General features: G+C 41.5%; 21 protein-coding genes. 12 read left to right on the forward strand and 9 right to left on the reverse strand.

Annotation, left to right across the window (positions count from 1 at the left end; translation table 11 throughout):
• Positions 1–261: 261 nt before the first annotated feature.
• Positions 262–3,204: a DNA polymerase I gene (gene polA / locus V7K49_RS12200; RefSeq protein ID WP_335205701.1), complete on the reverse strand. Its 2,943-nt coding sequence runs from the start codon at positions 3,202–3,204 to the stop codon at positions 262–264.
• 212 nt (positions 3,205–3,416) lie between these two features.
• On the opposite strand from polA, the gene V7K49_RS12205 reads away from it, so the two are divergent.
• Positions 3,417–4,286 (forward strand): Cof-type HAD-IIB family hydrolase, encoded by an 870-nt coding sequence (locus V7K49_RS12205; RefSeq protein ID WP_335205702.1) that lies wholly within the window; start codon positions 3,417–3,419, stop codon positions 4,284–4,286.
• A gap of 192 nt (positions 4,287–4,478) precedes the next feature.
• On the opposite strand, the gene V7K49_RS12210 is transcribed toward V7K49_RS12205, so the two are convergent.
• Complete coding sequence (locus tag V7K49_RS12210) at positions 4,479–5,420, reverse strand: DALR anticodon-binding domain-containing protein (protein WP_442948663.1); 942 nt, start codon at positions 5,418–5,420, stop codon at positions 4,479–4,481.
• 328 nt (positions 5,421–5,748) lie between these two features.
• Between V7K49_RS12210 and V7K49_RS12215 the strand changes: the two genes are divergently transcribed.
• Complete coding sequence (locus tag V7K49_RS12215) at positions 5,749–6,507, forward strand: Crp/Fnr family transcriptional regulator (protein ID WP_190899985.1); 759 nt, start codon at positions 5,749–5,751, stop codon at positions 6,505–6,507.
• A gap of 78 nt (positions 6,508–6,585) precedes the next feature.
• On the opposite strand, the gene V7K49_RS12220 is transcribed toward V7K49_RS12215, so the two are convergent.
• From V7K49_RS12220 to V7K49_RS12240, 5 genes are all read right to left on the reverse strand, one after another.
• Positions 6,586–7,632 carry a PstS family phosphate ABC transporter substrate-binding protein gene (locus V7K49_RS12220; RefSeq protein WP_335205704.1) on the reverse strand — a complete coding sequence of 349 codons (1,047 nt, stop codon included), beginning with the start codon at positions 7,630–7,632 and terminating at the stop codon, positions 6,586–6,588.
• A gap of 294 nt (positions 7,633–7,926) precedes the next feature.
• The gene (locus tag V7K49_RS12225) at positions 7,927–9,324 is read right to left on the reverse strand and encodes an ABC transporter substrate-binding protein (RefSeq protein ID WP_335205705.1); all 1,398 of its coding nucleotides are present in this window, start codon (positions 9,322–9,324) and stop codon (positions 7,927–7,929) included.
• A gap of 65 nt (positions 9,325–9,389) precedes the next feature.
• Complete coding sequence (locus tag V7K49_RS12230; RefSeq protein WP_335205706.1) at positions 9,390–10,466, reverse strand: PstS family phosphate ABC transporter substrate-binding protein; 1,077 nt, start codon at positions 10,464–10,466, stop codon at positions 9,390–9,392.
• Between the two features lie 25 nt (positions 10,467–10,491).
• A complete protein-coding gene (locus V7K49_RS12235) occupies positions 10,492–11,916 on the reverse strand; it encodes a serine/threonine-protein kinase (RefSeq protein WP_335205707.1) in 1,425 nt (474 codons plus the stop codon).
• Positions 11,917–12,399: 483 nt separating this feature from the next.
• A complete protein-coding gene (locus V7K49_RS12240) occupies positions 12,400–13,410 on the reverse strand; it encodes a LysR family transcriptional regulator (RefSeq protein WP_335205708.1) in 1,011 nt (336 codons plus the stop codon).
• A gap of 212 nt (positions 13,411–13,622) precedes the next feature.
• Here V7K49_RS12240 and V7K49_RS12245 point away from each other — a divergent pair, with 212 nt between their 5' ends.
• From V7K49_RS12245 to V7K49_RS12290, 10 genes are all read left to right on the forward strand, one after another.
• Positions 13,623–14,345: an NnrU family protein gene (locus V7K49_RS12245; protein ID WP_334796336.1), complete on the forward strand. Its 723-nt coding sequence runs from the start codon at positions 13,623–13,625 to the stop codon at positions 14,343–14,345.
• A 417-nt stretch (positions 14,346–14,762) separates the two neighbouring features.
• Complete coding sequence (locus tag V7K49_RS12250; RefSeq protein WP_335205709.1) at positions 14,763–15,008, forward strand: IS200/IS605 family accessory protein TnpB-related protein; 246 nt, start codon at positions 14,763–14,765, stop codon at positions 15,006–15,008.
• Positions 15,009–15,014: 6 nt separating this feature from the next.
• A complete protein-coding gene (locus V7K49_RS12255; protein ID WP_335205760.1) occupies positions 15,015–15,308 on the forward strand; it encodes a zinc ribbon domain-containing protein in 294 nt (97 codons plus the stop codon).
• 420 nt (positions 15,309–15,728) lie between these two features.
• Positions 15,729–16,115 carry a thioredoxin family protein gene (locus V7K49_RS12260; RefSeq protein WP_334867511.1) on the forward strand — a complete coding sequence of 129 codons (387 nt, stop codon included), beginning with the start codon at positions 15,729–15,731 and terminating at the stop codon, positions 16,113–16,115.
• 346 nt (positions 16,116–16,461) lie between these two features.
• Complete coding sequence (locus tag V7K49_RS12265; RefSeq protein WP_335205710.1) at positions 16,462–18,573, forward strand: NAD(P)H-quinone oxidoreductase subunit 5; 2,112 nt, start codon at positions 16,462–16,464, stop codon at positions 18,571–18,573.
• Positions 18,574–19,349: 776 nt separating this feature from the next.
• The gene (locus tag V7K49_RS12270; RefSeq protein ID WP_335205711.1) at positions 19,350–19,769 is read left to right on the forward strand and encodes a hypothetical protein; all 420 of its coding nucleotides are present in this window, start codon (positions 19,350–19,352) and stop codon (positions 19,767–19,769) included.
• A 71-nt stretch (positions 19,770–19,840) separates the two neighbouring features.
• The gene (locus V7K49_RS12275; protein WP_335205712.1) at positions 19,841–19,993 is read left to right on the forward strand and encodes a YgiT-type zinc finger protein; all 153 of its coding nucleotides are present in this window, start codon (positions 19,841–19,843) and stop codon (positions 19,991–19,993) included.
• A gap of 396 nt (positions 19,994–20,389) precedes the next feature.
• Positions 20,390–21,967: a photosynthetic/respiratory NAD(P)H-quinone oxidoreductase subunit D1 gene (gene ndhD1 / locus V7K49_RS12280; protein WP_334867505.1), complete on the forward strand. Its 1,578-nt coding sequence runs from the start codon at positions 20,390–20,392 to the stop codon at positions 21,965–21,967.
• A gap of 823 nt (positions 21,968–22,790) precedes the next feature.
• A complete protein-coding gene (locus V7K49_RS12285) occupies positions 22,791–23,513 on the forward strand; it encodes a Uma2 family endonuclease (RefSeq protein WP_335205713.1) in 723 nt (240 codons plus the stop codon).
• A gap of 150 nt (positions 23,514–23,663) precedes the next feature.
• The gene (locus V7K49_RS12290) at positions 23,664–24,380 is read left to right on the forward strand and encodes a hypothetical protein (RefSeq protein WP_335205714.1); all 717 of its coding nucleotides are present in this window, start codon (positions 23,664–23,666) and stop codon (positions 24,378–24,380) included.
• 24 nt (positions 24,381–24,404) lie between these two features.
• Here the strand turns inward: V7K49_RS12290 and V7K49_RS12295 are convergent, their stop codons facing one another.
• Entirely contained in the window at positions 24,405–24,626 is a 222-nt protein-coding gene (locus V7K49_RS12295) for a hypothetical protein (RefSeq protein ID WP_335205715.1), read from the reverse strand.
• Positions 24,627–24,808: 182 nt separating this feature from the next.
• Positions 24,809–26,461 carry an AAA family ATPase gene (locus V7K49_RS12300; RefSeq protein WP_335205716.1) on the reverse strand — a complete coding sequence of 551 codons (1,653 nt, stop codon included), beginning with the start codon at positions 26,459–26,461 and terminating at the stop codon, positions 24,809–24,811.
• Between the last annotated feature and the right edge of the window lie 2 nt (positions 26,462–26,463).

Here is a 26,463-nt window from a genome sequence, read left to right on the forward strand (position 1 = left end):
CTCTTGATTACTTTGTCAACTTGGTATATCTACTAATATCAATTCTCCGTAAACTTGCACTTAATGATTTCTTCTTCCAACTCTTGGAGACGCTCCGCAAAGGCGTCCTTCTCTAAGGAGACGCTGCGCGTTGCCGAAAGCCTCTCGCAGAGATGGCAGTTCGTTTAATAAAAATTAAGTGCATCTTCATAGCGAATTGGTATAAGACAAAAGTACTTCTATACCAACGTAATTGTCCAAATCCCCAGTCCCCAGTTCAACTTACTTCGTCTCCATCCAATTTTCACCGACACGCGCCTCGACCAGCAAGGGTACACTCAACTGGACTGCATTTTCCATCACCGACTTAATTTGCGGTTGTAATTCTTCCCACTCTTCAGGGGGGATTTCAAACACTAATTCATCGTGAACTTGCAACAACAAATGCGCCTGATAGTTCTTCAAAATCTCATGCAGTCTTACCATTGCAATTTTGATAATATCAGCGTTGGAACCTTGAATTGGTGCATTAGCAGCCGAGCGTAGTAAACCTGCATCATAAGCACCTAAATTCTTTAATTTACTCAGATTAATATCTTCTGGGTTACTGCCTTTTAATTTGCGTAAACTGTTATTGGTAAAGTCAAAGTAACGACGACGACCGAGAATAGTTTCTACATAACCAAGAGATATCGCTTCTTTTTTGACTCGCTCCAAATATGCAAATACTTTAGGATATCGTTCATTAAACCGCTTAATGAACTCATTGGCAATGGTTTTATCTATCCCAGTTGAGCGCGAAAACCTTAGAGAACCCATTCCATAAATCACGCCAAAATTGATAGTTTTTGCCATCCCTCGTTCTTCTGAGGTTATATTTTCTTTTTCAAACACTAACCGCGCCGTAACAGTGTGAACATCTTCATTTTGCTGATATGCTTGCACTAATATCGGCTCTTGACTCAAATGAGCCAAAATCCGCAATTCAATTTGTGAGTAATCAGCAGCCACCATTAACCAACCAGATTCTGGCAAAAATGCCTTCCGAATTTGGCGACTAAAAGCTGTCCGAATGGGGATATTTTGCAAATTCGGATTAGAAGAAGATAACCTACCAGTTGATGTCGCTGCTTGATTAAAATCAGTATGCACCCGTTGGGTATCTGGACGCACTAATGCAGGTAATGCATCAACATAAGTTGATTTTAATTTAGATAGGGTGCGATACTCAATTATCGCCTCAACAAAACCCGTTTTATCATCTTCTTGGAGTCTTTCCAATGTTGCTGCATCTGTAGAGTAGCCTGTTTGAATTTTACGAGAATGCTTGGTGCTTAACCCCAACTTTTCAAACAAGATTTGGCTCAATTGCTTAGGAGAACCCAAGTTAAAATTTTCCCCAGCTTTTTCAGTTGCTTCCTCTTTTAACCTGGCTAACTCAGTTTCTAAATGCTGCGAAAGTTCTTGCAAATAAGCTGAATTAATGCGGACACCTGTGTATTCCATTTGGGCTAAAACTGCTTCTAGTGGCTGTTCCACTTCCACTAATAGCTTAGATAAAGCTGGAAATTTATCCAGTTCCTCACGTAATTTCGATACTAAGCCAAAGGTAGAATAAGCATCCATTCCGCAGTAATCTGCTACGGCGGGAATATCTATATCAGCGATGGTTTTACCTTTAGGAACTAAATCTAAGTAACTTTTTGCGATCAATCCCAAATATCGCTGCGCCAAATCCATCAAATTATGACTCGAATCTGGATTTAGAATGTAACTTGCCAGCATCGGATCAAACACTACTCCCGCCAAATTAATTCCTTGACACTTTAGAACTAAGCGGTCAAATTTGGCATTCTGTAAAGCTTTGGGATAATCAGCACTTTCGAGAATTGGGCGTAGTGTTTCTAGCGCAAAATCTTTATGCAAATTTTCCCCAGTTTTATGCCCCAGAGGAATATAGGCTACCTCATCTGGTTTCGTTCCCCAACAGCAACCAATTCCTACTAACTCAGCATCTCTTGGTTCTAAATCGGTGGTTTCAGTGTCCCAAGCAACGGGAGTCTGTAGATTAGTGAATTTTTGCAAAAGTTTCACTAACTCAGTTAGTTTGGCTTCGGTATTGATGATGCGTGGTGTAATTGGGGAAGTAGATTGTTGTGGAACTGCTGCTGTATCACTAGCACTGAAAAACCACAAATCATTATCTTCATCAGTACTCAATTCTGAGTTAGTATTGGGATTAATTGTGTCTGTTTTCGCTTGTTTATTTTCTTCAACTTTGCCACCAAAACGTTGCTGGAGGTCGTTGATTTTACCTAAAAAAAACTTGAATTCTAACTTTTCTAAAATTGGTGTCAGGAGATTTGTATCAAACCCTTTTAATTTGCAATCTTCTAAATCAATTTCTATAGGAACATCCAAAACTATAGTTGCCAAATACCGAGACCTATCGGCATCTTCTTTACCACTTGCTAGTTTTTTCTGAGTTGCGCCTTTAATTTCATCTAACGCAGCATAAACATGCTCAAGGGAACCATAAGTATTTAGCAGCTGCACTGCTGTCTTTTCTCCAATTCCCTTGACCCCAGGAATATTATCCGATTTATCACCACAAAGAGCTTTGAAATCCACAATTTGTGAAGGTAAAACGCCCATCTTCTCTTTGACTTGTTCTGCTTCAAATTCCGTAATGCTATTTGTAGAGCGCTTTAGGGCATCTGGACTAAAATTCAGAACAGTGATTTCTTTGTCAGAGTCAATCAGTTGAAATAAATCGCGATCGCCAGTGAGAATCTTCACCCTATACCCAGCAGCAGTTACTCGCTGTGCTAAGGTTCCCAAAACATCATCTGCCTCGTAACCAGGGGCAGTGAAAATTGGTAGATTGAAGCCATCGAGCAACTCATGCAGGTTTGCTAAGTCGGGAATAAAGTCTTCTGGCGTTTCAGGACGATCCGCTTTATAAGTATCGTCAGCTTCGTGACGAAAAGTTGCCTCACCCAAATCAAAAGCGATCGCCATTGCTTGGGGCTGTTGTGTTGCCATTACTTCCAGCAGGCACTTAACAAAACCAAAACATATACTGGTAGGAATCCCCGTTGTAGTCCGCAGTCCTCCATCTCGCCCTTTGGCGAAAGCAAAGTATGAACGATAAGCGAGGGAGTGCCCATCTACAAGGATGAACGTGGGGCGTGTTGCGGTTGCAGAAGTGAAAGTTTCAGACATAGCCCTATTTTAGCCAGAAGCTTTGTCAGATAGTTAGCAATTTCAGATGCTCGTTCAACTTGGCTTTAGCGACAATAGCGCAGTTTTTGTGTACCAATTGCTCCTGTAGATAATTTAAGACAAACTGATATCTACGTATTTGCAGCTTTAGTACTCCCCACTGGTTTCTAGAGCCTGTTAACCTCTTACTGGAACTTAAAATCTAGGAAATTATGCACAAAGCATCTGCCACACATTTGGCATCTACTGATAATCAGGCTGCTGCAAAAGACATTAAACTACTAGTTTTGGATGTAGATGGCACGATCGCTGGACATTCTAACGCCATCAGTGCAGGTGTAAAGCAAGCGATTGTAGCAGCCCAAGCCCGAGGAATTCAAGTAGCGATCGCTACAGGTCGAATGTATCGTTCAGCCTTGCGCTTCCACCAAGACATTGGTTCTACCTTACCATTAATGGCCTATCAGGGAGCCTGGATTCAAGACCCGATCACCCAAAAAATTTATCGCCATTGGGCTGTTTCCAGGGAAATTGCCCACAAGCTAATCGACTATTTTGAGCAGCCTGAGTTGCGATCGCTCCTATCTGTCCACTTTTACATCAATGATCAGCTATACGTCCGTGAGTTAACTAGAGAAACCCAAATTTATGCAGAACGTTCTGGTATTACCCCGATTCCTGTGGGTGATTTGCGCCAAACCTTAACGAATGAACCAACAAAAATTCTTGCTTTGTGCGATGACACTGATGTGATTGATCAGCTATTGGGGAATATGCGCCGCCAATACACACCTGCTGAACTTTATCTCACAACGTCTGTTGCTACCTTTTATGAAGCAACTAACGCCTCTGTGAATAAGGGAACTGCTGTGCGTTACCTAGCCGAAGAATTGCTGGGATTACAGACAGCCAACATTATGGCTATTGGCGATAACTTCAATGATGTAGAAATGCTGGAATATGTTGGACTTGGTGTAGCTATGGGCAACGCCCCAGCAGGAGTGCAAGCGATCGCTCAGTGGGTAGCTCCTAGCGTAGATGAAGACGGAGCAGCAGTAGCAATTGAAAAGTTTTTGCTGTAATCTGGGCACTATTTGGGCACTTTTTCAAAGTTAACCCATATAAATCAGAAAGGACACCGACGACTGGCCGTGTTTCGTCTCGGTGCCCTAGCTGGTTCGCTCCTCACACACCTGCTAATGTAGCCCAGGTCATGCATTCAGTCAATAGCTATTATAAAAGTTTTTATTTTCTACCTAAGCGACATTACCGATTTATAATTCCAAGGGCGCAAAAACACCCAAGTTTTCCTCTAGCACATATCTTAATACTGACTGAGTAGCCATAAGCAATCCAAGTCTGGCTTGGGCTAGCTCTGGTGAGGTAATTTTCACCTCACCCCAAATCCGGCAATTAGACCAGAAGTTTTCAAAAGCTTGGCTCAAATTCAGCGCTACTTTTTCCCATTTCACAGAACCGCTAACATCAGGGGACTCGATGTTATCTACCACTTGCACTAACTCAGCAATTAGACGACGCTCACCTGGGTGATTTAGCCGCAATGTTCCATCACAATTGAGCCAAGGTAAAGGGTCAGGGAAGATAACACTCCAAAAAGCTGGACTAGTATTTGGAACTGGTTCTCTAAGTTTAATCAATCCTTCTCGGTGAGCCATCAGCACTAGCGAACAGCAACGTGCATGGGCGTACTGAACAGCAAACAATGAATTGGGCATTGAGTACTTGTACTGAGCAAAGCCGTTGGTGCAGCCTCTCCAAGAGTTGTATTGGGCATTGGGCACAAAAGGCAGAGGGGCTTTTTGCTGGGGGCAAAGGGGAGAATTAAAAATTACCTCTTTTCCCTCTGCTCCCTGCTCCCTGCTCCCCTGCCCTCTTCCCACTCCCTGCTCTCCTAAACTCCCCACTGCAAGACTTTGTAACCAAGCCGCTAAGGTAGAGTGAGTTAATTCAAAATGTATCCAGCCAGGGGGAACAATTTGGACGCTAAAAACGTCGCCACAAGTCTTCGATAAATCAGAGGCGATCGCACTGGCAAGCTCCATAGCTTTTCGATTCTGAGATTTTGACAGCCGCAGGGCCACACTTGAAATATATAAAACTCTACCTTCATCTCTATCTTTATATAGATGAATTTTTTCGTCTTTTACGCGTATTTTTTCTAGGTTATAAGTATCAATGCTTATTATTTTTTTCAAGTAACTATATAATAGCTGTTTAATTGACGTATATTTCTTAACTAGTAATTTATAATGCACGTAGTTTTGTTTAAATACCCATGTAAAATATATTTACTGATTTTCTGTCATCTATCTTGCGAGATAAATATAATTTAGATGAAGAAAAATGAGAAGAGGATAAAATTTGATGAATAATCGATGAATAGTAAGTAAACTTTACTACCATCATTGTACAGTAGGAAGTATAACAAAAGAGTAGAGAGTAATTTGCTTTCTATTCTTTGGATTGGCTGGCGCTGTTAGGCGTTAAGCCTCGCCAACACAAAGACACTCCTTGCACCTTTTTATGACGTCTTTGTCTTCAGCCGAACGCTCTTTGTTACCTATGCAATCTCCATCCTCCTTTTCTGAGGCATCACGGCCTTTTTTAACTTGGCAACGAATTCTTGACTGGGCTCAAGAACACTACCGCTGCCGTACCTTTAGCAAAGATGAGCGCATTCCAGCCCGACCTGGATTGCTATATTTGGTGCAAAGGGGTGCGATCCGCATGGTAGGAACCGCCCAAGTGAGTGCGACTGCCAGTCAGCTAACGTCTCGACGAATCAACAGAACCCCAGAAGAAGCGTTCTTGGGTTTTGTGGGAGCGGGACAGCCATTTGAAATTGTTGCCCAGTCACCATTCACACTCCAGGCTTACGCCCATGTTGACCAAACTGCGGTGCTGTGGATGTACTGGCATGACTTAGACAACTGGCCTCACTTCCGTCGCGAAGTTATGGATGCCTTTAGGTATCAGCACCAGCGTAAGCTGCTGTGGCTGAGTGCCTTGGGACAACGCCGCACAATTGACCGCCTCTTAGGATTTCTCACATTGTTAATTGAGGAATATGGAGAGCCAGCAATGAGCGACACTGATCCTGATGTGATTCGCGGTTATTGTCTGCCCTTCCCCCTCACCCATGCCCAAATTGGGAGCGCGATTGGTTCGACTCGTGTCACCGTCACCCGCTTGATGGGTAAGCTGCGTCAACGCGGCTTAATCCTCACCCAAGGGGATAATCTCATTTGCTTGCCAGCAGAATCGATTAATAGAGCTGGTTAAAGCACAGTTCAGAGCGGCGATTTCCGCCACTCTGTCTGAGTGCGATGGGCTACGCCCCGCCGGAGGCGATCGCTCCTGTCAGCGAATTTTGACAAACCCAGCTTGGCTAATCAGTTCCTGTCCTTGCTCAGTCAGTAGTAAGTTGGCGTAAGCGACACCTGCTTGCTGCTCAGTCTGACCATTCTGTTTGACCACCACAAACAGATTGCGAGTAATAGGGTATTTTCCTGATTGGAAAGCCTCAGTGTTCAATTTGTTCCGTTTACCAGGACATTCAGACGGGAGGATAGAAGGTTCTTGGTATGGAGCAATGTATTGCCCTTGCGTCCGCCCCAACGGCAAGGCTTTGATTGAGCATTGAGGAATCACCTCTGGGGCAGAAGCGTAGTAGATGCTGCCAGGATTACCAGCCAATTTTTGCAAGGCTTGGGTGGTTGTGGAGATAAATTCCACATTGGAGCTGAAAGCTTGACCACCCAAGATGTCTTGAACAAAAAGTTCGACTGTACCGCCATCAACAATGCGGCGAGAATAGGGCTTAATCGGGATATTGGGGCCGCCCACCTGGCTCCAATTATTGATTTTGCCTGTATAAATTGACTTTAACTGTTCTATCGTTAGTCCTGGGATATTGAGGTTAGGGTTAACTGCGACTGCCAAACCATCTATTGCTACAGGAATTTGTTTCAAAGTGAACCCACGCTGCTGGGCACGGCTTAACTCCTGATCTAGAACTGGTCGGGAGGACTGGGCAAAAGCTAATTGACCGTCTATCAGCGACTGGATACCAGTACCAGAACCAGGAGATGCATTGCTGGGTTCTACATAGCGCAGCCGAAGTTCTGGTCGCGCCGCTTGAATTCCTGGATCAACTACCAGTCGAATCGGTGCCCAAGATGTACTGCCTCCGTAATTGAATAATCCTGTAGGAACATCCTGTACTGAGGCGAAAGTATTGCCACTAGGTTGTTGTGATCCGGCTTGGGGCGTTTTGGTGCTACCAGAATTAATTGTATTTAGGTCAACACCAGACTTTCTGCTAAACCACCAAAAACCTCCAGCAACTAGCCCTACCGTAATTAGGATGGATAAGACAAGGATAGGTATTTCGTTTTTTTGGGACATAATAAATTACTGCGCGTCCATTCAATATAAGTGCTTGACTTGATAGGTGCTTGCTACTTGAGATTGTATTGGGAGGACGGGCATTTTGTTAACGAATTATGATAAATCCTAACTTCTGACTACTTTAAGCTTCTAAGTATTTACTTTGAATTATTTATTACTTTTCTACAAGGCTTAATTGCTGCGAGGAAAAATTGCTAGTTGATACTACAATTTACCCCGTAAAGCTCAATTTCTCATCTTGAGAGGTTTTTTAGGTTAACTATTGGTTAATTTTTAATTTTTTATTGCTGATTATCGCACTGGTTCAAAGTCATAACCAGTACGAGAGCGAGAACCAGGAACAATTTTCACAAGTTGGACTGGCGCATTGCGATCGCCTGATGCTAAAAACCGAATTGTACCAGAAGCGCCAGTGGCAGAAAAGTCAGAGGAGGCGAGTGCTTGTTGGACTCCTGATCGTGTGGGATTGCGTTTTAATGCCTCAATCAGAGCTACAGTGGCATCATAACTGAGGGCGCTTCGCCAACTCACATCACCGCCCCATAACTGCCGAGATTTCTGGGGAAAATCTGACTTAGGATCGCTATCAATATGCCAGGGAACTGCCAGTACCATCCCCATAGCTTGTTCTCTGCCAATTTCTAAAGTTTTGACGGTGTAAACATCATCTCCCGCCAGCAGAGTTAACCGTTTCTGGTTAATCTGAACTACTTGCAGCCCTTTATCCAGAGTTTCAGTGTTAGCCGCTAACATCAACACTTCTGCACCTTGCTTAGTTGCTTGTTCTAGGCTTTTAGCCGCGCTAAAATCCACCTTGGATAAGTCAAATTCGCTGGATACTTGTCCACCCTCTAAGGAAACAGATGAAACAAACTCCGACTTTAAAGACTGGCTATAGTTACTCTGAGAATTAAAGAAAACCGCTGCATTTTTTTTCTGCAAGGTTTTCGCCATATAGTTGGCTAAACTTCTAGCAGCCATAAAATCACTCGGAACCGTGCGAAAAACGTAGTGGCTAAAGTTAGAAATTTTTACAGATGTGCTGGTAGGGGATATGGCTACAAGTTGTCCAGAAGTATAGATAGTACCTGCGGCTAAAGTGGAATCGCTAGTATTAGGCCCAACTACACCTAATACTTCTGAATTGCTGACTAGGCTGGAAGCTATTTGCTTCGATATTTCTGGCTTGTCGTCATCGTTAGCTATCCCCACCTTCAACGGTACTCCCTTGACTCCTCCAGAGCGATTAATTTGATTTTGGGCTTGGGCGATGCCACGTAAAATTTCTAAAGAAATATTGGGGTTAGTGCCGAATGGTACAGAAGCCACAATGGTGTAGCTCTTGGAACCGATGCGGGCATTGTTAAGAAAGATTAATGCTTCTGGATCGTTACGGTTGAGTTTTAGGGCAGCTGTGAAATTAGCGATCGCTTTATTATAATTTTTAGCAGCGATCGCCTGTACTCCTTCTTTTTTTGCAGGAGAAATGTCACCTGGAGTCAAAGTTTTTTCCCCAAAACTAATCCGATTTTCTAGGGATGGATTGCTGCCTGTTTCCTGATTTGAAATGATGGTATTACCAATTTTGAACCCAGAGCCATTAGTAAACCACCACACACCACAGCCAACTATTCCAACTGTCAGCAACAGAGCCAAGGCTAAAATTGTGGTTTCATTCTTTTGTGACATAAACAAATTTGAATAAAATAAAAATGTTTATTATTTAATTATTTTTCTAAATCTAACCGCTTTAATCATTTAATTTTGACAAATCCAGCCTTTTGGATCAGTTCTTGACCCTGAGGTGTCAGCAGCCAATTTGCATAAGCTTCGCCAGCTTGCTGATCTGTTTGACTATTCTGTTTAACAATTACAAATAAATTGCGGGTAATTGCATAGTCACCACTACGAAACGCCTGAGTATTCAACTGATTACGCTTAGTGGGACATTCAGACGGAGGTACAAAGGGTTCTTGGTAGGGAGGCACAAATTGACCGCTTGTGCGCCCTAGTGGCAGGGATTTAATCATACACTGAGGTACAACTTCTGGGGCAGAAGCATAGTAAATTCCGCCAGGACTTGCAGCTACTTTTCGTACTGCTTCAGTGGTCGTGTTAATATAACTAACGTTGGCACCAAAATTCTCTTTATTGAGAATATTTTCGACAAAGAATTCCACTGTACCCCCAGCTTCTTTGCTACGAGAATAAACTGTAATTGGTAAATTTGGGCCGCCCACCTGTTGCCAATTAGTAATCTTGCCTGTGTAGATGTCTTTGAGTTGGGCGACAGTTAAACCAGGAATGTTGAGATTGAGGTTAACTGCGATCGCAATTCCATCAATCGCCACTGGAATTTCTTTGAAACTAAATCCTTTTTGTTTAGCTTCTGCATTTTCTTCAGCCTTAACTGAGCGAGAAGATTGAGAAAAAGCTAGTTGATTGTCTATCAACATCCGAATGCCAGTTCCAGATCCTGATTCACCTGACGGAGGTTGAGTATAGCGTAAAATAAACTGAGAGCATTGACTTTGGAGTACGGAGTCTACGTCTTTACGAATAGGTGCCCAGGTTGTGCTACCACCATAGTTGAATGTCCCCTCTGGGAGATTTGGCACGTCACATTTGCTGATTGTATTACTTGTCTTGCCAGTCTCTATAGGCTTAGGAACAGAAATGGCATCCTTGGGATTGTTATTCTCCGACTGGTTAGCTACAGGTTTATTTAATTGCGCCCACCGTCCCATAAAAAACCATAAGCCACCAAAGATTAAGCCAATGGTGATCACAGCGGCTAAGAAAAGGCTAAGTGTTTCGTTTTTCTGAGACATAGGTGGCTGTTAACACCAGGAGTTTTTAAAGTAACAAAGATAATAATTTATAAATAAGTCGAAATACGGCTGTTAGTGAGATGGCTACTAAGCCTGCTGCAACTGATAAAAAAATTACTGTCTGAATATCAACACCCAGGCGTAAAAAGGGGAGAAAATAAATAATCGCAAAAGTAATTGTCGGAATAATTAATAAATCGAATTTTTCAATCCACCGCCTGGTTTGGGCAAATATCAGTATCCCCAAAATCACACATGCAACAGTGAAAGTAGCTATCGGTAATTTTACTAGACTGGAGAGGGCGATCGCGATCAATGCCCCCTCGAATCCACTAAATGCCGCCCCACCTAATAATTCCACTGTAGAAAACGCTGGTTGAGTTGGTGGACGACGGGGAACGACGGGACTGGAACTTTTAGGTGGTTGTGCTGGGAGTGTTACAGAAGGCGAATTAAGTTGTGTCGCGGCTAGAGGCTGTGAGTTAAGTGCATCTAGAACCTCCTGGGCTGATTGGAAGCGCTGATTAGCAGCAGGTAGCAGCATTTTGTCTAAAATATCAGCAAGGCGAGGGTTGATAGTCACTTGCGTTGGCGAAGCCTGCACTACGTGCATTCGCCATTTCCACTGGTTGGTATAGGCATCAAATAGTTGAATTGCTTCCTGATTTGTCAACAAAGTAATAAGAGTTATAGCTAAAGCGTATAAATCTGTAGATGGAAATACTTGACCTCCAGCCATCTGCTCAGGGGGTGCAAATCCCATAGAATAAATTCCTGTGGAAGAAGCAGCAGAACCAGATACAGCGTTTGTCACTTGCTTAACTGCGCCAAAATCTAGGAGAAAAAGTTTACCATCACGACGGCGCATGATGTTAGACGGTTTAATATCTCTGTGGATAATGCCTCTATGATGGACAAACTTTAGCACCTTCAGGATTTCTTGCAGCACCTCCAACACTTGCTGTTCAGAAAATTTGCCTTGTTGAACTAATTCTTCCTCTAGGTTTTGCCCATCAATATATTCTTGTACCAAGTAAAAAAACTGGTCTTGCTGTCCTGCCTGCAAACTATTAACTATCACTGGAAAGAAGGCAAACAAGTCAGGAATTTGCTCGTGCTCGTTACCAAGCTGTGCTAAAACTTCTGCTTCTCTCTCAAACATTATCTGTGCTTGTTGCAGTTGAGTTAAAGTTAAATTACCCGCTGGTTGAAACTGCTTAACTACGCATTGACGCATTCCTGGAATTCGGCGATCGCGTGCCAAAAACGCTGCTCCAAACCCCCCTCTTCCCAGCAGCTTAATTGTCACATATCGACCATCTAGCAGCAGTGGCATCCCACAGGTAGTACAGTACTTTTGCTGCGTTGTTTTCAGCGTCGTAATATCATCTAAATCGGCAAAATAGTTTTGTGGGCGTGGGCAACGTGGACGAGTACAGTAAACTTCCATTTTCGTGATTAGTCATTAGTCAAAATAATTCGTAATTGATAATACTCACCTCTGGCGAAAAGCAAGCTATGTAATTCGTAATTCATTCAGGTTACAGAGCGACTAAATTTCTTTATAAAGAACAGAAAACTTTTTTCCTGATGTCAAACCCCTAGTTTGCTAGGGGACGCTGCGCGAACAGCTATGAGGTAATAATTACAAATTACGTAAGCGCAGCCTTCCCGTAGGGGATTACGAATTATTTGGTCATTGGTCATTTACAAAAAAACAAAGAACAAATGACAAAAAAAGAAGTATGAGCGCCGACTGACGGCGATAGCACAGCCTCAACTCTACCAGAGGCTCTGCCAACGAGTCCGCGTAGAGAGCGTGTCTGGTAGAGGGGTCTGGTTACTATTCCCCGAACCCTACTCAAAAGCCAAGCTACACGCAGCGGCGACCTCAAAACAAGGGTACAGAACTTCAAAGACTAATCACCAGATTTTAGTCTTCGCCGGAGGTGGGCGTCCCTATATCTAATGTAGTTACCACTATGTTTTTTTGTGGCAATGTTAACACATCTTGATTCCATCCAGGATTAGCAAACTGAGGTAAAATTTCCCGACTAAAAGCTTCTGCGGCCTTGGATCTATAGCGATTGGGATTAAAAATCAGCCACAGCGTCCGTTTGACGACGACACCTTCAATGTTGGCAGAGTGCAGAACACCCATTTGTAACTCTTTAGCGATCGCGCTAGTTGAAACAAAGGCAGCCCCTAAACCAGATTGCACAGCATTTTTAATTGCTTCAATGGAATTTAGTTCCATTTCAACTTTAAAACGTCTTGTATCAATCTCACAGCGTCCTAGCACTTGGTCAATTACTTTGCGGATAGTCGATTGGGAATCTAGGGCAATGAATTGTAATTTGTATAGCTCTTCTTTTTGGATTTTTTCATGTTTGGCTAAGGGATGAAAGACAGGTAGAATCAGCGCTAGCTCGTCTTCAGCGTAAGGAAGAACTTCTAAAGATTCTGATAGTTCACCCGGAATTTCACCGCCAATAATTGCCAGATCAACTTGTCCGTTAGCGACACTCCAAGCAGTTCGCCTGGTGGAGTGGACGTGTAATTGCACTGCCACATCTGGATATTTGTGTCGGAACATCCCGATCATTTTGGGCAAAAGATAAGTGCCGGTGGTTTGAGAAGCACCGACAATCAAAGTACCGCCTTGGAGATTTTGTAAATCCTCGATCGCGCGGCAGGTTTCCTGACACAGGCTGAGGATTTTTTCACCGTAACTAAGGAGTAGATGCCCTGCTTCGGTTAGTTGGGCGCGTCGTCCGCCACGGTCAAATAAGGGGACATCCAGCTGTCGTTCAAGATTTTGGACTTGCAAGCTGACGGCAGGTTGGGAGACATAAAGACTATCAGCGGCGCGCTTGAAGCTTCCTTCTTGGGCGATCGCGATTAAAATACGTAACTGATCTAAAGTGAAAGGAAGGTCAGACATAAGGCTCAATCCACAAACTTTGAAAGGAGCAGATGCACACAATAAATCAGGTTTGGCAGCAATCAGCTCGGCATGATTTGTTGCATATTAAACTTGAAGGCTTGATTCGAAAAAGACAGTAGCACAACATCTTGACTAAAGTCCCCTTTTTAACACTTTGTGGTATTGGTTGTACTGAATTCAATTTTCTTTAAATTACTTCACCCATCTATATGCTGCTGATTTCTTGGTTGACACCTAGTCATTTTGTCATACTGGGGTTACAAATAGTTTTTGCGATCGCTCATAGTGGAGGTGCTGCTTTGCGCCCTTGGGCAGAAAAATACATTGGGCCAAGGCTTTATCGCATTCTCTTTGCATTAGTCAGCCTAACGTTGGCTGTGATATTAATTATTTACTTTTTTAGGCACCGCTATGATGGTTTGCAACTTTGGCAGGTACAAGGGGTGCCAGGAGTGCGAGAATTTGTTTGGCTGCTGTCAGCGATCTCGTTCTTGTTTTTATATCCTGCTACCTTCAATCTACTAGAAGTTGCTGCCATTCAAAAGCCCCAAGTTCATCTCTACGAAACAGGAATTATTCGGATTACCCGTCATCCTCAGATGGTAGGACAAATAATTTGGTGTGTTGCCCATACTCTGTGGCTGGGTACTACCTTTACCCTTGTGACTTCCATTGGATTGGTGTTGCATCACTTGTTTGGGGTTTGGCATGGGGATCGCCGTCTGAGCGATCGCTATGGGGAATCCTTTGAAATTGCCAAACAACGGACTTCAATTATTCCTTTCAAAGCAATTATTGACGGTCGTCAATCTATCAAATGGCAGGAATTTATCCGCCCTGCTTATTTGGGAGTCACTATTTTTATAGTTTTGCTATGGTGGTCGCACCCTCTGTTGCTGGAAGCAACTAGTAGGATCAGATGGGAAATTTAGCTTAAAGAGCAGAAGCCTCTCGCCTACCCGTTCGCGGTAGCCTTCCGCAGGAAAGGGAGGTGATGAGACGGTAGTCACTCATGGGATTTCCCCCAAGACCCTTACGGGTGATGCTCGTGACGCAAGGGTAACGCAGCTAAAGCGACTGTGCGTAGCGTCTGACTGGCGTTAGCTGCGCTAAGGCCAGTCGCTTCTCCTAAGGGAGACGCTGCGCGAACAAGTCGGGAAACCCCCTGTTAGCGTCAGGCTCACCGCACTGCTCCATTTAATCCGCCTGAGACGACGATTCCACCCCCCGAATGAATCAACAAGCGTAGCTCTCCACAATCAAGGAGGTGGATGAGGAGATGAACAAATGTCTTGATTGTTGGCGGAAGAGATATTATCATGGTGACTCAAGCGTGATCAGGTCGATTCATGTTGAGAGCGCTCAAAGTCAGACTTTACCTAACAACAGCCTGGCAAGCTCATAGAGTTCGAGAGGATTTTCTACACAAGGTATCCCGCAAGATAGTTAATGAAAACCAAGTGATTGTGATAGAAAGCTTGGTAGTTAAAAAGGTGGTTAAAAACTACAACCTTGCTAAATCGATCAGTGATGCTGAATGGGGAATATTTCAAACCATGCTTAAATACAAGACGAAAGGGGAAGGAAAAATTTAGCTCGAAATTGGGCGGTTTTTCCCGTCATCTCATCTCTGTTCTAATACCTCATTGCCAATTCCTAAGATGGACTCAGGTGTGCGTTCTTTCCTTTGTCCTCACTGCAATACACACCATGACAGAAATGTGAATACGGCAATTAATATCAGAAATGAAGGCTTGCGGATCTTGTCGTTGGGAACCAGCGATACTGCCCTTGGAGGCAATGTCAGACCAAAGCGTTATGGGCACAAGTCTACTACTGCCGAGGCTGTTGCCAATGAATTGGGAAACCTACATTTACCGCTTGCCCAAATGTAGGTAGTTCATGCGATCCCTAGTGTCAGCATAAAATCCAAAATAGATGAGAATTTCACCTTATCAATTGCCCCGAATCAATGTACGATCAGTTCAAACAGCTATTCAGTGGAGGTGCGTTCAGTTAGTTTGAGATTTTATATTGGTAGTTGGTCAGTTGCTTTTGCTTGGGAATAAATGGCAATTCAGTCAAATTCACAGGTGGAGACGGCAATAAGGGGTCTAACATCCAAAAAAGCCACCGTGATAATCGCGCTGGTTTTTTTGTCAGAGACACATCAACGCGCTCAATTTTTGCCTAATTATTCTGTGTCCTGAGATTTGGTTCCTGAAAGCATCTATCGGCAGTTAACGACTTACCAATCCTTCACTTCAGTGCTGATAGGTAGTTTGATATAAAAACCTTATAATCCAAGAGGCGTCATGGTGTTGTCGGTTAGTGAGCGGACATTTACTCAAGAAGTTTTAGAATCTCCTATTCCTGTTTTAGTTAACTTTGAAGCACCTTGGTGTGGCTTGTGTCGGATAATTCACCCGCTATTGTTGCAATTTCAAACCCAATGTGGGGAAGAAATTAAATTAGTTGGGATTAATGCCGATCAAAATTTTAAATTGTCTACTACTTATAGGCTAAAGTCACTACCAACCTTACTATTGATTGAAAATGGCACTGTTCGGCATCGCTTGGAAAGCTTTGGCGGCAGAGAAGATTTACGTCTAGCTTTAGAAGAGATTAAAGCTAGCTACAGCAGTTGCCCAAAAATCTACAAAAGTCCGAAAACAGCTGACTTAGAGTATCGGTCTGCTTGATTGGCATTGGGCATTAGGACTAACGCTCTTTTATGTCTCTGAGGAGAGAAAAAGTAAGATGCTGACCTTGAATCTTTTTCAAAGCCTCGCTTGATAAGCATTGCCAAAAAATCCTTGTTTGGAACCAAGCACGGAGAAACAATGTTTTAAATATTCTCTAATGAGAGTAAAAAAAGAGCGCTAATGACCAATAACAAATGACCAATGACCAGTGACGAAATCTAAAACCATGCTTAACACCCCACCCAATCAGTCTTGGGTGGGTTATTTTATCCTAAAGGGTGTGTGTCACAATTATTAACAGTTCGGACACGCTAGTCAAGAATTCTAAAAGTAGGCGTCAGTGATGGAAGTAATCTATCAGTATGCGTGGCTGATTCCGGTGTTACCTCTTTTTGGGGCAATGCTGGTCGGTCTAGGGTTAATCTCGTTGAATCAGGTGACAAACCGCCTCCGGCAGCTTAACGCTGTGGTGATTATCTCCCTAATGGGAGCAGCGATGGGGCTGTCGTTTGCCTTGCTATGGAGTCAAATTCAAGGACACGCGCCTTATATCCGCACCTTGGAGTGGGCGGCAGCAGGTAATTTTCACCTGAACATGGGCTACACTATTGACCACCTGACAGCCCTAATGCTGGTGATTGTGACAACGGTAGCCTGCTTAGTCATGGTTTACACCGATGGCTACATGGCTCACGATCCAGGTTACGTGCGGTTTTACGCCTATCTCAGTTTGTTTGGCTCCTCAATGTTAGGTCTGGTGGTCAGCCCCAACCTAGTACAGATTTATATATTCTGGGAACTGGTCGGGATGTGTTCCTACTTGCTGGTCGGCTTTTGGTACGATCGCAAGTCAGCAGCAGATGCCGCTCAAAAAGCGTTTGTGACTAACCGCGTGGGCGACTTTGGTCTTTTACTCGGCATTTTGGGGCTATTCTGGGCAACAGGCAGCTTTGATTTTAATATCATGGGCGATCGCCTCGCCCAACTCGTCGAATCAGGTTCGATCAGCAATTTTCTCGCTGTCCTGTTTGCTATTTTAGTTTTCTTAGGGCCAGTTGCTAAATCAGCCCAATTCCCCCTCCATGTCTGGCTACCAGATGCAATGGAAGGCCCCACCCCCATTTCTGCCTTGATTCACGCGGCAACGATGGTGGCGGCGGGTGTTTTCCTGATTGCCCGGATGTACCCAGTATTTGAACACGTCCCAGCCGCAATGAACGTCATTGCCTTTACTGGGGCGTTTACGGCGTTTTTGGGGGCAAGCATTGCCATTACCCAAAACGACATCAAAAAGGGCTTGGCTTACTCCACCATTTCCCAACTCGGTTACATGGTGATGGCAATGGGAATAGGTTCCTACAGTGCTGGACTATTCCACCTGATGACCCACGCCTATTTCAAGGCGATGCTGTTCTTGGGTTCAGGTTCAGTAATTCACGGCATGGAAGGTGTCGTCGGTCACGACCCCGCTTTAGCGCAAGATATGCGGCTGATGGGCGGACTGCGGAAGTACATGCCGATCACGTCAATTACCTTTTTGATTGGTTGCTTGGCAATTTCTGGTATTCCGCCCTTTGCTGGCTTCTGGTCAAAAGATGAAATTCTGGGGAAGGCTTTTGAGGCTAACCCATTTCTCTGGTTTATCGGCTGGCTAACTGCCGGGATTACTGCTTTCTATATGTTTAGGATGTATTTCTCGACATTTGAAGGCGAATTCCGGGGTAATGACGATAAAATCAAGCAAAAACTCAAGAAGGCTGCGGCGACAATTGTCCTGGAATTAGAGTCACAAGAACCAGTCCCGAATTTTGGGCCTGGGGCGATGAAGAAAGGAGAATTGGCGGCAACTGGTGAGCATCATGACTCTCATGACTCTCATGACTCCCACGGGCATCACAGCGACTCCCCCCACGAGTCGCCGTGGACGATGACACTGCCGTTGGCACTGTTGGCTGTGCCTTCGATTTTGATTGGTTTGGTAGGAACTCCCTACGCCAATTATTTTGAAGAGTTTATCTTTCCTCCTAGCGAAACTCTCTCCGAAGTTATAGAAAAGGCTTCCGAGTTCAATCCGACGGAATTCTATATTATGGCGGGTGCCTCAGTCGGAATTTCTTTGATTGCGATTACTCTGGCTTCGCTAATGTATTTGCGCCATAAGATTGACCCGGCTGCGATCGCTGCTAAAATCAAACCACTTTACGAGTTATCGCTCAACAAGTGGTACTTTGATGACATTTACCATCGGGTTTTTGTTGTCGGCTTGCGTCGCCTAGCTAGACAAGTTATGGAAGTTGACTTCCGCGTTGTAGATGGTGCTGTTAACCTCACAGGCTTTTTCACCCTTGTCAGTGGTGAAAGTCTGAAGTACCTAGAAAACGGTCGCGCTCAATTCTATGCCTTGATTGTATTTGGGGCGGTTTTGGGCTTAGTGATTGTCTTTGGTGTTACCTGATTTTAATAGGGGTGGGCGAATGTCCGCCCCTAGATTATTTTTTATCTCACGCAAAGGCGCAGAGTCGCTCCAGAGGAATTAAGAGTTGGGTCTGAAAAGACGACAAGATTTTTTAATACAAGCGATATAAATTTATTTCCTCTAAAATTGCTATGTAAGGTATAAAATTCTCAGGATTGGACTTGGATTGGGGACTGGGAAAATAAGGTTAGGAGGATTTTTTAGGTATCTTTTATTGCGTAAAGACTTGTAAAGTGTAATATCTGAAAAGATATAAAAAATTTCTAATCTATGTAACTCGTTAATTTCCCACTAAGCTGTGCAACTTATAGCTTTCCTGTATCTGAAACGATGAATAACATCACAGAAGATGAAAATAAGATAATACTTAACTCTATAAATCTCATGGCATTTTTTTCAAAAAATCTGTCAGGCGTGAACTAGAGAAAGTCGCTGATTTAATAATATGCGAAGAATATCCAATACATTATTTAGGAGGTACACAAATAGATATCTTTGCTAGGTATCAACATGAAAATATTTTAAATATATTAACTATAGAATGTAAAAAAGCTTATGCACCCTATAAAAAATGGATTTTTTTTGAATCTTGTGAGACTGAATATCAATTAAAATTCCATTGTTTTGATAATGATGAACTTATATTACTAAATCAAAACCTATTTATAAGAAATCATTTTAAAGTTTGTATAGAAGGAATTGATAGAAACTTTTCATCTTCATTAAGAAATAAAGAAGATAAAAGTAAAGGTTCAATGGATGTTATATGGAAAGCAGGCAACCAAATAAGCAAGGCTTATTATGGATTTTTGTTAGAGGAGTTAGAATTCAGAGAAAAGTCTAGTGTCAAGGAATTACAAGAATATAGATATTATAATATTTTCCCATTAATTGTAACAAATGCTCCTTTGTTCGTTATCAGTAAAAAGCATCAGAAAGCAAGCCTTGAAACAGGTAATAGTGACGAACTTATTATGTCAAAGGTAGATTACCTAATTCTAAATCATGCATTTACTCCACCAAAAGGTGTTGCACAAACCTGGCTAAAACTAGATATCCCTGGCTATCATAACCCTATCGATAGAGGAAGTAATTCAAAAATAGCAGTATTCGTAGTAAATGCTAAAAAACTAATAAGTTTATTAAATTTATTATCACATATTAATCAAAATTAGATGAAATGCGTAATTTGTCAGCACGGAGAAACTAAACCAGGTTTAGTAACTGTGACATTAGAAAGAGATGAATGTATTATTGTCTTAAAAAAGTTTCGGCAAAAATTTGTGATAACTGCGGTGAATATTATTTAAGTGATGCAGTTACTGAACAGGTTTTAGAAAAAGCAGAGTCAGCTGTTAATAATGGAGCAGAATTGGAGATTATTAAATATGCAGCTTAGTATTCTTATTTGTGTCTCTACTACCATTCATGAATAACTTTTAATTTATGCGATTATCATAGGGTTATTTCTCATGTCATGCTTTTTTGCACCAAATCGCTTTTTTCAACAACCACCAAACAGCATCATGTATTTTTAGCGATACGGCAGGCTACGCGATCGCACCGCTAACCTATAATTTTAGCGGCTTTTTTAGGGTAAATTTTTGACTTGACTGGCAGTATCTCAACCCACATTCCACACCCCCAACTGTCAAAAAAGATTCTCAAGAGAAAAAATGGGAGATTGCCAATTTAATTAAATCAACCTAACGAGGAAGACGAAATCCCCAAAAAGCTGTTAGTTAATAACTAGTGACTTTTTGCCAAACATGATTTTGATAGCAGACGAATTGTGATGAATACAGCTAATTTTCCGTGGCTGACGACGATTATTCTGTTTCCGATAGCGGCGTCGCTACTTCTTCCGATCATTCCTGATAAAGAAGGCAAAACAGTGCGCTGGTACTCCCTGATCGTAGGGCTGATAGATTTTGCACTAATTGTTTATGCTTTTTATACTAGGTATGATTTCTCCAATCCAGGTTTGCAGTTGGTGGAGAGTTACCCCTGGGTACCCCAACTAGATTTGAATTGGTCAGTAGGGGCAGATGGCTTGTCCATGCCCCTAATTATTTTGACTGGATTCATTACCACGCTGGCGATTTTAGCAGCTTGGCCTATTACCTTCAAGCCCAAGCTATTTTACTTCTTGATTTTGGCGATGTATGGCGGTCAGATTGCCGTGTTCGCTGTCCAGGACATGCTGTTATTTTTCCTGGTGTGGGAACTGGAACTGGTGCCGATATACTTTCTGCTGTCGATTTGGGGAGGTAAAAGGCGGCAATATGCAGCGACCAAATTTATTTTATACACCGCTGGCGGTTCGCTGTTTATTTTGCTGTCTGCCCTGACAATGGGATTTTATGGCGATACGGTGACGTTCGACATGCGATCGCTCGCCTTAAAAGACTTCGCCCTGAATTTCCAACTTGCCCTCTATGCTGGCTTCCTGATTGCCTACGCCGTCAAGTTGCCGATTATTCCCTTGCACACCTGGCTACCTGATGCCCACGGGGAAGCGACAGCCCCTGTACACATGTTATTGGCAGGTATTCTCCTGAAAATGGGTGGTTACGCCTTAATTCGGATGAATGCCCAAATGCTCCCCGATGCCCACGCTTTTTTTGCACCAGTGTTGGTGGTTTTGGGGGTAGTTAATATCATCTACGCTGCCTTGACATCCTTTGCCCAGCGCAACCTGAAGCGAAAAATTGCCTACTCCTCAATTTCTCACATGGGCTTTGTGATGATTGGTATCGCCTCCTTCACCGATTTGGGTTTAAGTGGGGCAGTGTTGCAAATGGTTTCCCACGGGTTAATTGGGGCGAGTTTGTTCTTCCTCGTTGGCGCAACTTACGATCGCACACACACCCTGATGTTGGATGAAATGGGTGGTGTCGGTAAGAGAATGCCGAAGGTTTTCGCCATGTTCACAACCTGTTCAATGGCTTCTTTGGCATTGCCAGGAATGAGCGGTTTTGTAGCAGAATTAATGGTGTTTGTCGGCTTTGCTACTAGCGATGCTTATAGCTCTACCTTCAAAGTCATTGTTGTGTTTTTGATGGCAGTGGGAGTAATTTTAACTCCGATTTATCTGCTGTCGATGTTGCGGGAAATTTTCTACGGAGAAGAAAATAAGGAATTAGTTTCTCACCAAGCTTTGATAGATGCTGAACCCCGCGAAGTATTTATTATTGCTTGTTTGTTGGTGCCAATTATTGGTATTGGTTTCTATCCGAAGTTGCTGACTCAGATGTATGACGCCACAACTGTACAATTGACAGCAAGATTGCGTGATTCCGTGCCGACATTAGCACAGCAAAAAGACGATGCACTAAAGGTTTCTTTGAGAGCGCCGTCAATTGCTAATTAAGTTGCGATCGCTAATTTAGTTGAAATATTTATTACTTTGAGGGTGGGTTTTGTACCTACCCTTTTTGTTACTCATTCATAACTTTTGATTTGGGGATTTCCAATAAATATAATTATCCAAAAAAACGTAGACACGCAGTGGCTTGCCGCAGGCTACCACAGAGGCACAGAGGGCACAGAGCAATGAAGAAGAGAGAGGATTGTTGGATGAAATTTTTGGATGTTTTTTAATTTTGAAGTCCCTTGGGAAAGTAAAAAAACCATAACAACAGTTGCAAATGGATTATTGCTATCTTCTAACTCATGAAAACGATTTTCATAATCAAAAATATTTTAAAAAAATCCTAATATTGGTTTTTACTTTGCTCAACTACTACTTATTAGCTTATTTATCTAAGAGGCTGATTTTCTTGACATTGATGTAAATACCGTAATTTTATCTTGGAAGATCCCCCCAATGCTTCTTAAAAAGCTTGTTATTACCAAAATCTCCTGAACCCTTTACACAGTCTAGAGTACAGAATATTTTTCTCCTGGTAGGTGTAGGTAATCAGCCCAGCTAGCAAATTTACCATGAAATTGAATACTCTGGAATGTTCGATTTGAACAATATTCCGCCCTTTTTTGCTATTGTCAGTTAGAGACTCTGCCAGTCAGTACTGAAAAGCCACGACTTTAATGTAAAATTTTGCAATCACAAGTCTGGGAATACTTAGAACAGATACACAACCGCTCGCTAAAAATGGTTCTTTATTCTGGCGCTGCGATCGCACATCAATAGATTACCTACAATCTATCTAAAATAAGATTTGGCAAAACCGCTCATGTTAAACTACAATCCGCTACATTGTTTGCCATCTTCCGAAGAATTACCCGACTCAGATGATACCGCTGTGGATAATGAACTCCAAAATTTAATTCCCGGCTTGCTGAAAACGACACTAGCTTTGGTTTGGTGCGATCGCTGGGATTGGTTCTTCGGTGTTGAGATGGGTATTTATTATCACCCAGATAAACCAGCCATTGTCCCTGATGGGTTTCTCAGCTTAGGAGTTAAACGCTTCATTGATGAGGACTTGCGCCTGAGTTATGTGCTGTGGGAAGAAAATAAACTGCCGATTTTAGCACTAGAAGTTGTTTCCCAAATATATCGGGAAGAATATAGCAGCAAGAAAGAATTGTATGCCAAAGAATTAGAAATTTTGTACTACGTTGTATATAGTCCTCTTCGGCATAAAAAGCCGCCTTTGGAGGTGTATCGCCTAGTTGATGGGGAATACATCTTAATGTCAGGAAATCCTGTTTGGCTACCAGAGATTGGTTTAGGAATTGGGCGAGAACGGGGAATTTATCAAGGTATAGTGCGGGAGTGGCTGTACTGGTATGACGAAGAAGGGCAAAAATTGCTGACACCAGAAGAACGCATCAGGGAAGCCGAAGAACGCACAGCTTTTGAAGAACAGCGACGTGTGGAAGCAGAACAACAGGTGAAAATGTTAATTGAAAGGTTGAATGCACTAGGTATTGATCCAGAAACTTTGTCGTAGATTCACCAAATTTCGTAATTTTCGCTGCCTTCATGTTAATTAGCTTCCTGGTTAGGGAATTATATCTATAAAGTAACTCATAGCTTGACGGTACAAATCGTAAAGGCTCGTTGCTCAATAAATATATTTACCAAAACATTTATCAAAAATATGGAAGTTAAATTAGGATTTGGAGCAGTCCCAAAACCTCAATATGTCTTTGTCAGCAAAGAAGCCGATCACTGTTGGTATATGCTCGCTGAAGATGAAAGACGCATCCCAATTTATGAGAGAGCCTTAACTGGAGCGATAACAGGAATAGAAGTTAACAAAAGGGTTGAAACTAAGTTTGGAGTAGTTGAAAAAAACGATTTATATATTTTGGCAGACAAACCCTATATTATCCGTTCAGGAAGTGAATCTTACTTTTCTAAAAGTTTGTTGTTATCTTTAGATGTCCTTACTTCTGAACAACTGCGTAATCCATTGACAATCGCTGTTAGCCCAGGAGATAGTAATGTAGTTTTTTGTAATATTTACGATCCAGTCACTTATCGCTCTGTAGGTGTTAGTTGGGATGGACATAATGAAATTGATTGGCAAGCTCTAGGGCAAAAAGTCAGTTTAAAAATTAATAGAATTCAAAATTTCAATCAAGAGTCAATACAAATATCTGCTAATACAACAGCATCAGAAATTCATGCAATTTTAATAGCTCAAAGTGATACATATTTAGCCCAATTAAATTGGACTCCAGAGCAGGGAAGGGAGTATTTACAGCAGAGATATAACAAGCGATCGCGCCTACAACTCAGTGATACAGAAATTTTGGACTTCATTGATTACCTCAAGCTACAACTAACCCAAAGCTGCCCAACTAGCCAGTGACTACATCACCGATATTGAATGTCACTAAGCTGTCTCCTCACTTTCAGGGAAAATTGAAGCTGCATATTGTGAGCAGAAGGATGCTAAATCAAGCTGATCTTGCTCAGTCCAAATATCACTTTGGTCGATAATGGACAAATTTTGCTGGACTAGCTCATTCAGAATCAGGGTTGCCAAGCGTAGCTGCTCAGTCGGTGACAAGTTACAAACAACTTGAGTGTATATCTCTTGGGCAGTATTGGACATAATTAATCCTCCTGCCCTTCATCCTAACAGTTGTGATGCCTGCGGCAAGCTGCTAGAAAACGTCTACCCAAAAGTAGTCTAGTGGCTAAAGATAGATAAATTGTTGGGTTTCCTTACTTCCAATCAATTTACAGTCATGAGCGATCGCATTACTGTATAAATTATTTTCATAAATCATACTTCTATGAGCATAATATTTCTTCAATTTTCTCAAATATTTTCTCAAATTCAATTATGTCAAACTCTTTAAAACCATCCTTATCATTGTAAATATTATTTGCAAAGTTACTTTTGGATAAAGCTACTAAGTTCCCAGTGTCATTTTGAATTTTATCTACATCTTGATCATATATTTTTTTATCATATTCTTCATTTAATTTAGGATTATTTAATGCATTAATATGCTTTTCTACTGTCTTATTGGTTGCACTTTGTTTAGTAACAATATCGATTTCATTAGAAAAATAAAGTCTTTTACTTGAGTTATCTATAGTTTTAATTTCATCATCCTTATAATAAAATTCAATAGAAATATTTGAATACTTTCTTCTATGTGATGGAACTAGTATACAAAAAGAAAAAACATTATTGCCCCAATCTTTAAATAGGTTATTGCCATCGGCTTTTTTTATAATATCCTGATTATCTCTATCAAAAATAAATATTACTTTTTTCTCATGTAGAGTTTTGGCAAATTGCTCGCACATTTTAATTAATTCACCATCTCCCATTTGTATTTCATTTTCATATTCCAGAAATTCTATGTCTAGTTGCTTAAATTTCCCTTGTTTTTGTAATCTTATTAATGCTTTTTTTAAATGCTTCCAATCAGTCTTTCCCTCTGTAATAATTCTTGGCTTTCTCAAGATTAATAGTTCTTGACTAATAGTTTTATATAAAGTCTTAAATTGCTCATTTTTTTCAATAAATACGTCATATGCTTTTTGAAATTCGCTAAATTCTGTAATTGTTATTTCGTTACCTATAGGTAAATCAATTAGTTTAACTTGATTATTATAAACTGCATCTAATCCTAAAATAAAAAATGGAGAATGGGTAGTAATAATAAATTGTATTTTAGGAAAGAAGTTTAATAACTGTGGAAGTATTTCTTTTTGTAATTCAATATGAAGATGTAAATCTATTTCATCTATTAATACAATTCCTGATATATCAGATGTGTCATGAGCTTGAGTATTATTAATATAATCATATTCTTCTAGTATTGAAACAAATAATGCTACTAGCATTATTTCTCCTGAAGATAGATGAGAAAAGGAAGGTGATATGTTTATTTCAGTTTCATTTTGAATTTTTATTATTATAGCTATATTTCTTTGTTTTTTTTCACTCACTCCTATTCTGACATACTCAATATTTTTATTTTTTACTTTGTAAATTATTGTTAGTAATTTATTAATCAGTTCAAGTGTATCCGTATTCTTGCCGGAATAGCCTAACCATAATTGTTCCGAGCCTGATGGTGTAATTCTTGGCTGGATTCTTTTTTCATAAATTGCTTGATCTAGTAAAATATTTAAAATCCATACTTCTATCTTTTTCAAAACATTGTTTTTTACTATGTTCGTATTTGATACTCCTACAATTTTTTCAGAAAATTGAAAATCAATCTTAGCACTCTTCCCTAACCATGCCGATTTTTCATATCTAGTTAGTGGAAAATATAAAAAAATATTATTTTCTAAAGTTTCTTTAACTTCATCTATTGGAGATGTTTTTTTATAAAAACCATGTTTTTGGAACATGCTTTCATTAACATCAAAATTAAAAAATACTTTTGACGAATAATTTGAATTAAATGCAGAAGATGACAAAG

The sequence above is a fragment of the Nostoc sp. genome (genome assembly GCF_036919675.1).
Taxonomy (GTDB): domain Bacteria; phylum Cyanobacteriota; class Cyanobacteriia; order Cyanobacteriales; family Nostocaceae; genus Nostoc.

Coding starts and splice junctions, on each gene's coding strand:
- polA (WP_335205701.1), bottom strand. CDS start 3,204: ATGTCTGAAACTTTCACTTCTGCAACCGCAACACGCCCCACGTTCATC.
- V7K49_RS12205 (WP_335205702.1), top strand. CDS start 3,417: ATGCACAAAGCATCTGCCACACATTTGGCATCTACTGATAATCAGGCT.
- V7K49_RS12215 (WP_190899985.1), top strand. CDS start 5,749: ATGACGTCTTTGTCTTCAGCCGAACGCTCTTTGTTACCTATGCAATCT.
- V7K49_RS12220 (WP_335205704.1), bottom strand. CDS start 7,632: ATGTCCCAAAAAAACGAAATACCTATCCTTGTCTTATCCATCCTAATT.
- V7K49_RS12225 (WP_335205705.1), bottom strand. CDS start 9,324: ATGTCACAAAAGAATGAAACCACAATTTTAGCCTTGGCTCTGTTGCTG.
- V7K49_RS12230 (WP_335205706.1), bottom strand. CDS start 10,466: ATGTCTCAGAAAAACGAAACACTTAGCCTTTTCTTAGCCGCTGTGATC.
- V7K49_RS12235 (WP_335205707.1), bottom strand. CDS start 11,916: ATGGAAGTTTACTGTACTCGTCCACGTTGCCCACGCCCACAAAACTAT.
- V7K49_RS12240 (WP_335205708.1), bottom strand. CDS start 13,410: ATGTCTGACCTTCCTTTCACTTTAGATCAGTTACGTATTTTAATCGCG.
- V7K49_RS12245 (WP_334796336.1), top strand. CDS start 13,623: ATGCTGCTGATTTCTTGGTTGACACCTAGTCATTTTGTCATACTGGGG.
- V7K49_RS12250 (WP_335205709.1), top strand. CDS start 14,763: ATGTTGAGAGCGCTCAAAGTCAGACTTTACCTAACAACAGCCTGGCAA.
- V7K49_RS12260 (WP_334867511.1), top strand. CDS start 15,729: ATGGTGTTGTCGGTTAGTGAGCGGACATTTACTCAAGAAGTTTTAGAA.
- V7K49_RS12265 (WP_335205710.1), top strand. CDS start 16,462: ATGGAAGTAATCTATCAGTATGCGTGGCTGATTCCGGTGTTACCTCTT.
- V7K49_RS12270 (WP_335205711.1), top strand. CDS start 19,350: ATGGATGTTATATGGAAAGCAGGCAACCAAATAAGCAAGGCTTATTAT.
- V7K49_RS12275 (WP_335205712.1), top strand. CDS start 19,841: ATGTATTATTGTCTTAAAAAAGTTTCGGCAAAAATTTGTGATAACTGC.
- ndhD1 (WP_334867505.1), top strand. CDS start 20,390: ATGAATACAGCTAATTTTCCGTGGCTGACGACGATTATTCTGTTTCCG.
- V7K49_RS12285 (WP_335205713.1), top strand. CDS start 22,791: ATGTTAAACTACAATCCGCTACATTGTTTGCCATCTTCCGAAGAATTA.
- V7K49_RS12290 (WP_335205714.1), top strand. CDS start 23,664: ATGGAAGTTAAATTAGGATTTGGAGCAGTCCCAAAACCTCAATATGTC.
- V7K49_RS12295 (WP_335205715.1), bottom strand. CDS start 24,626: ATGTCCAATACTGCCCAAGAGATATACACTCAAGTTGTTTGTAACTTG.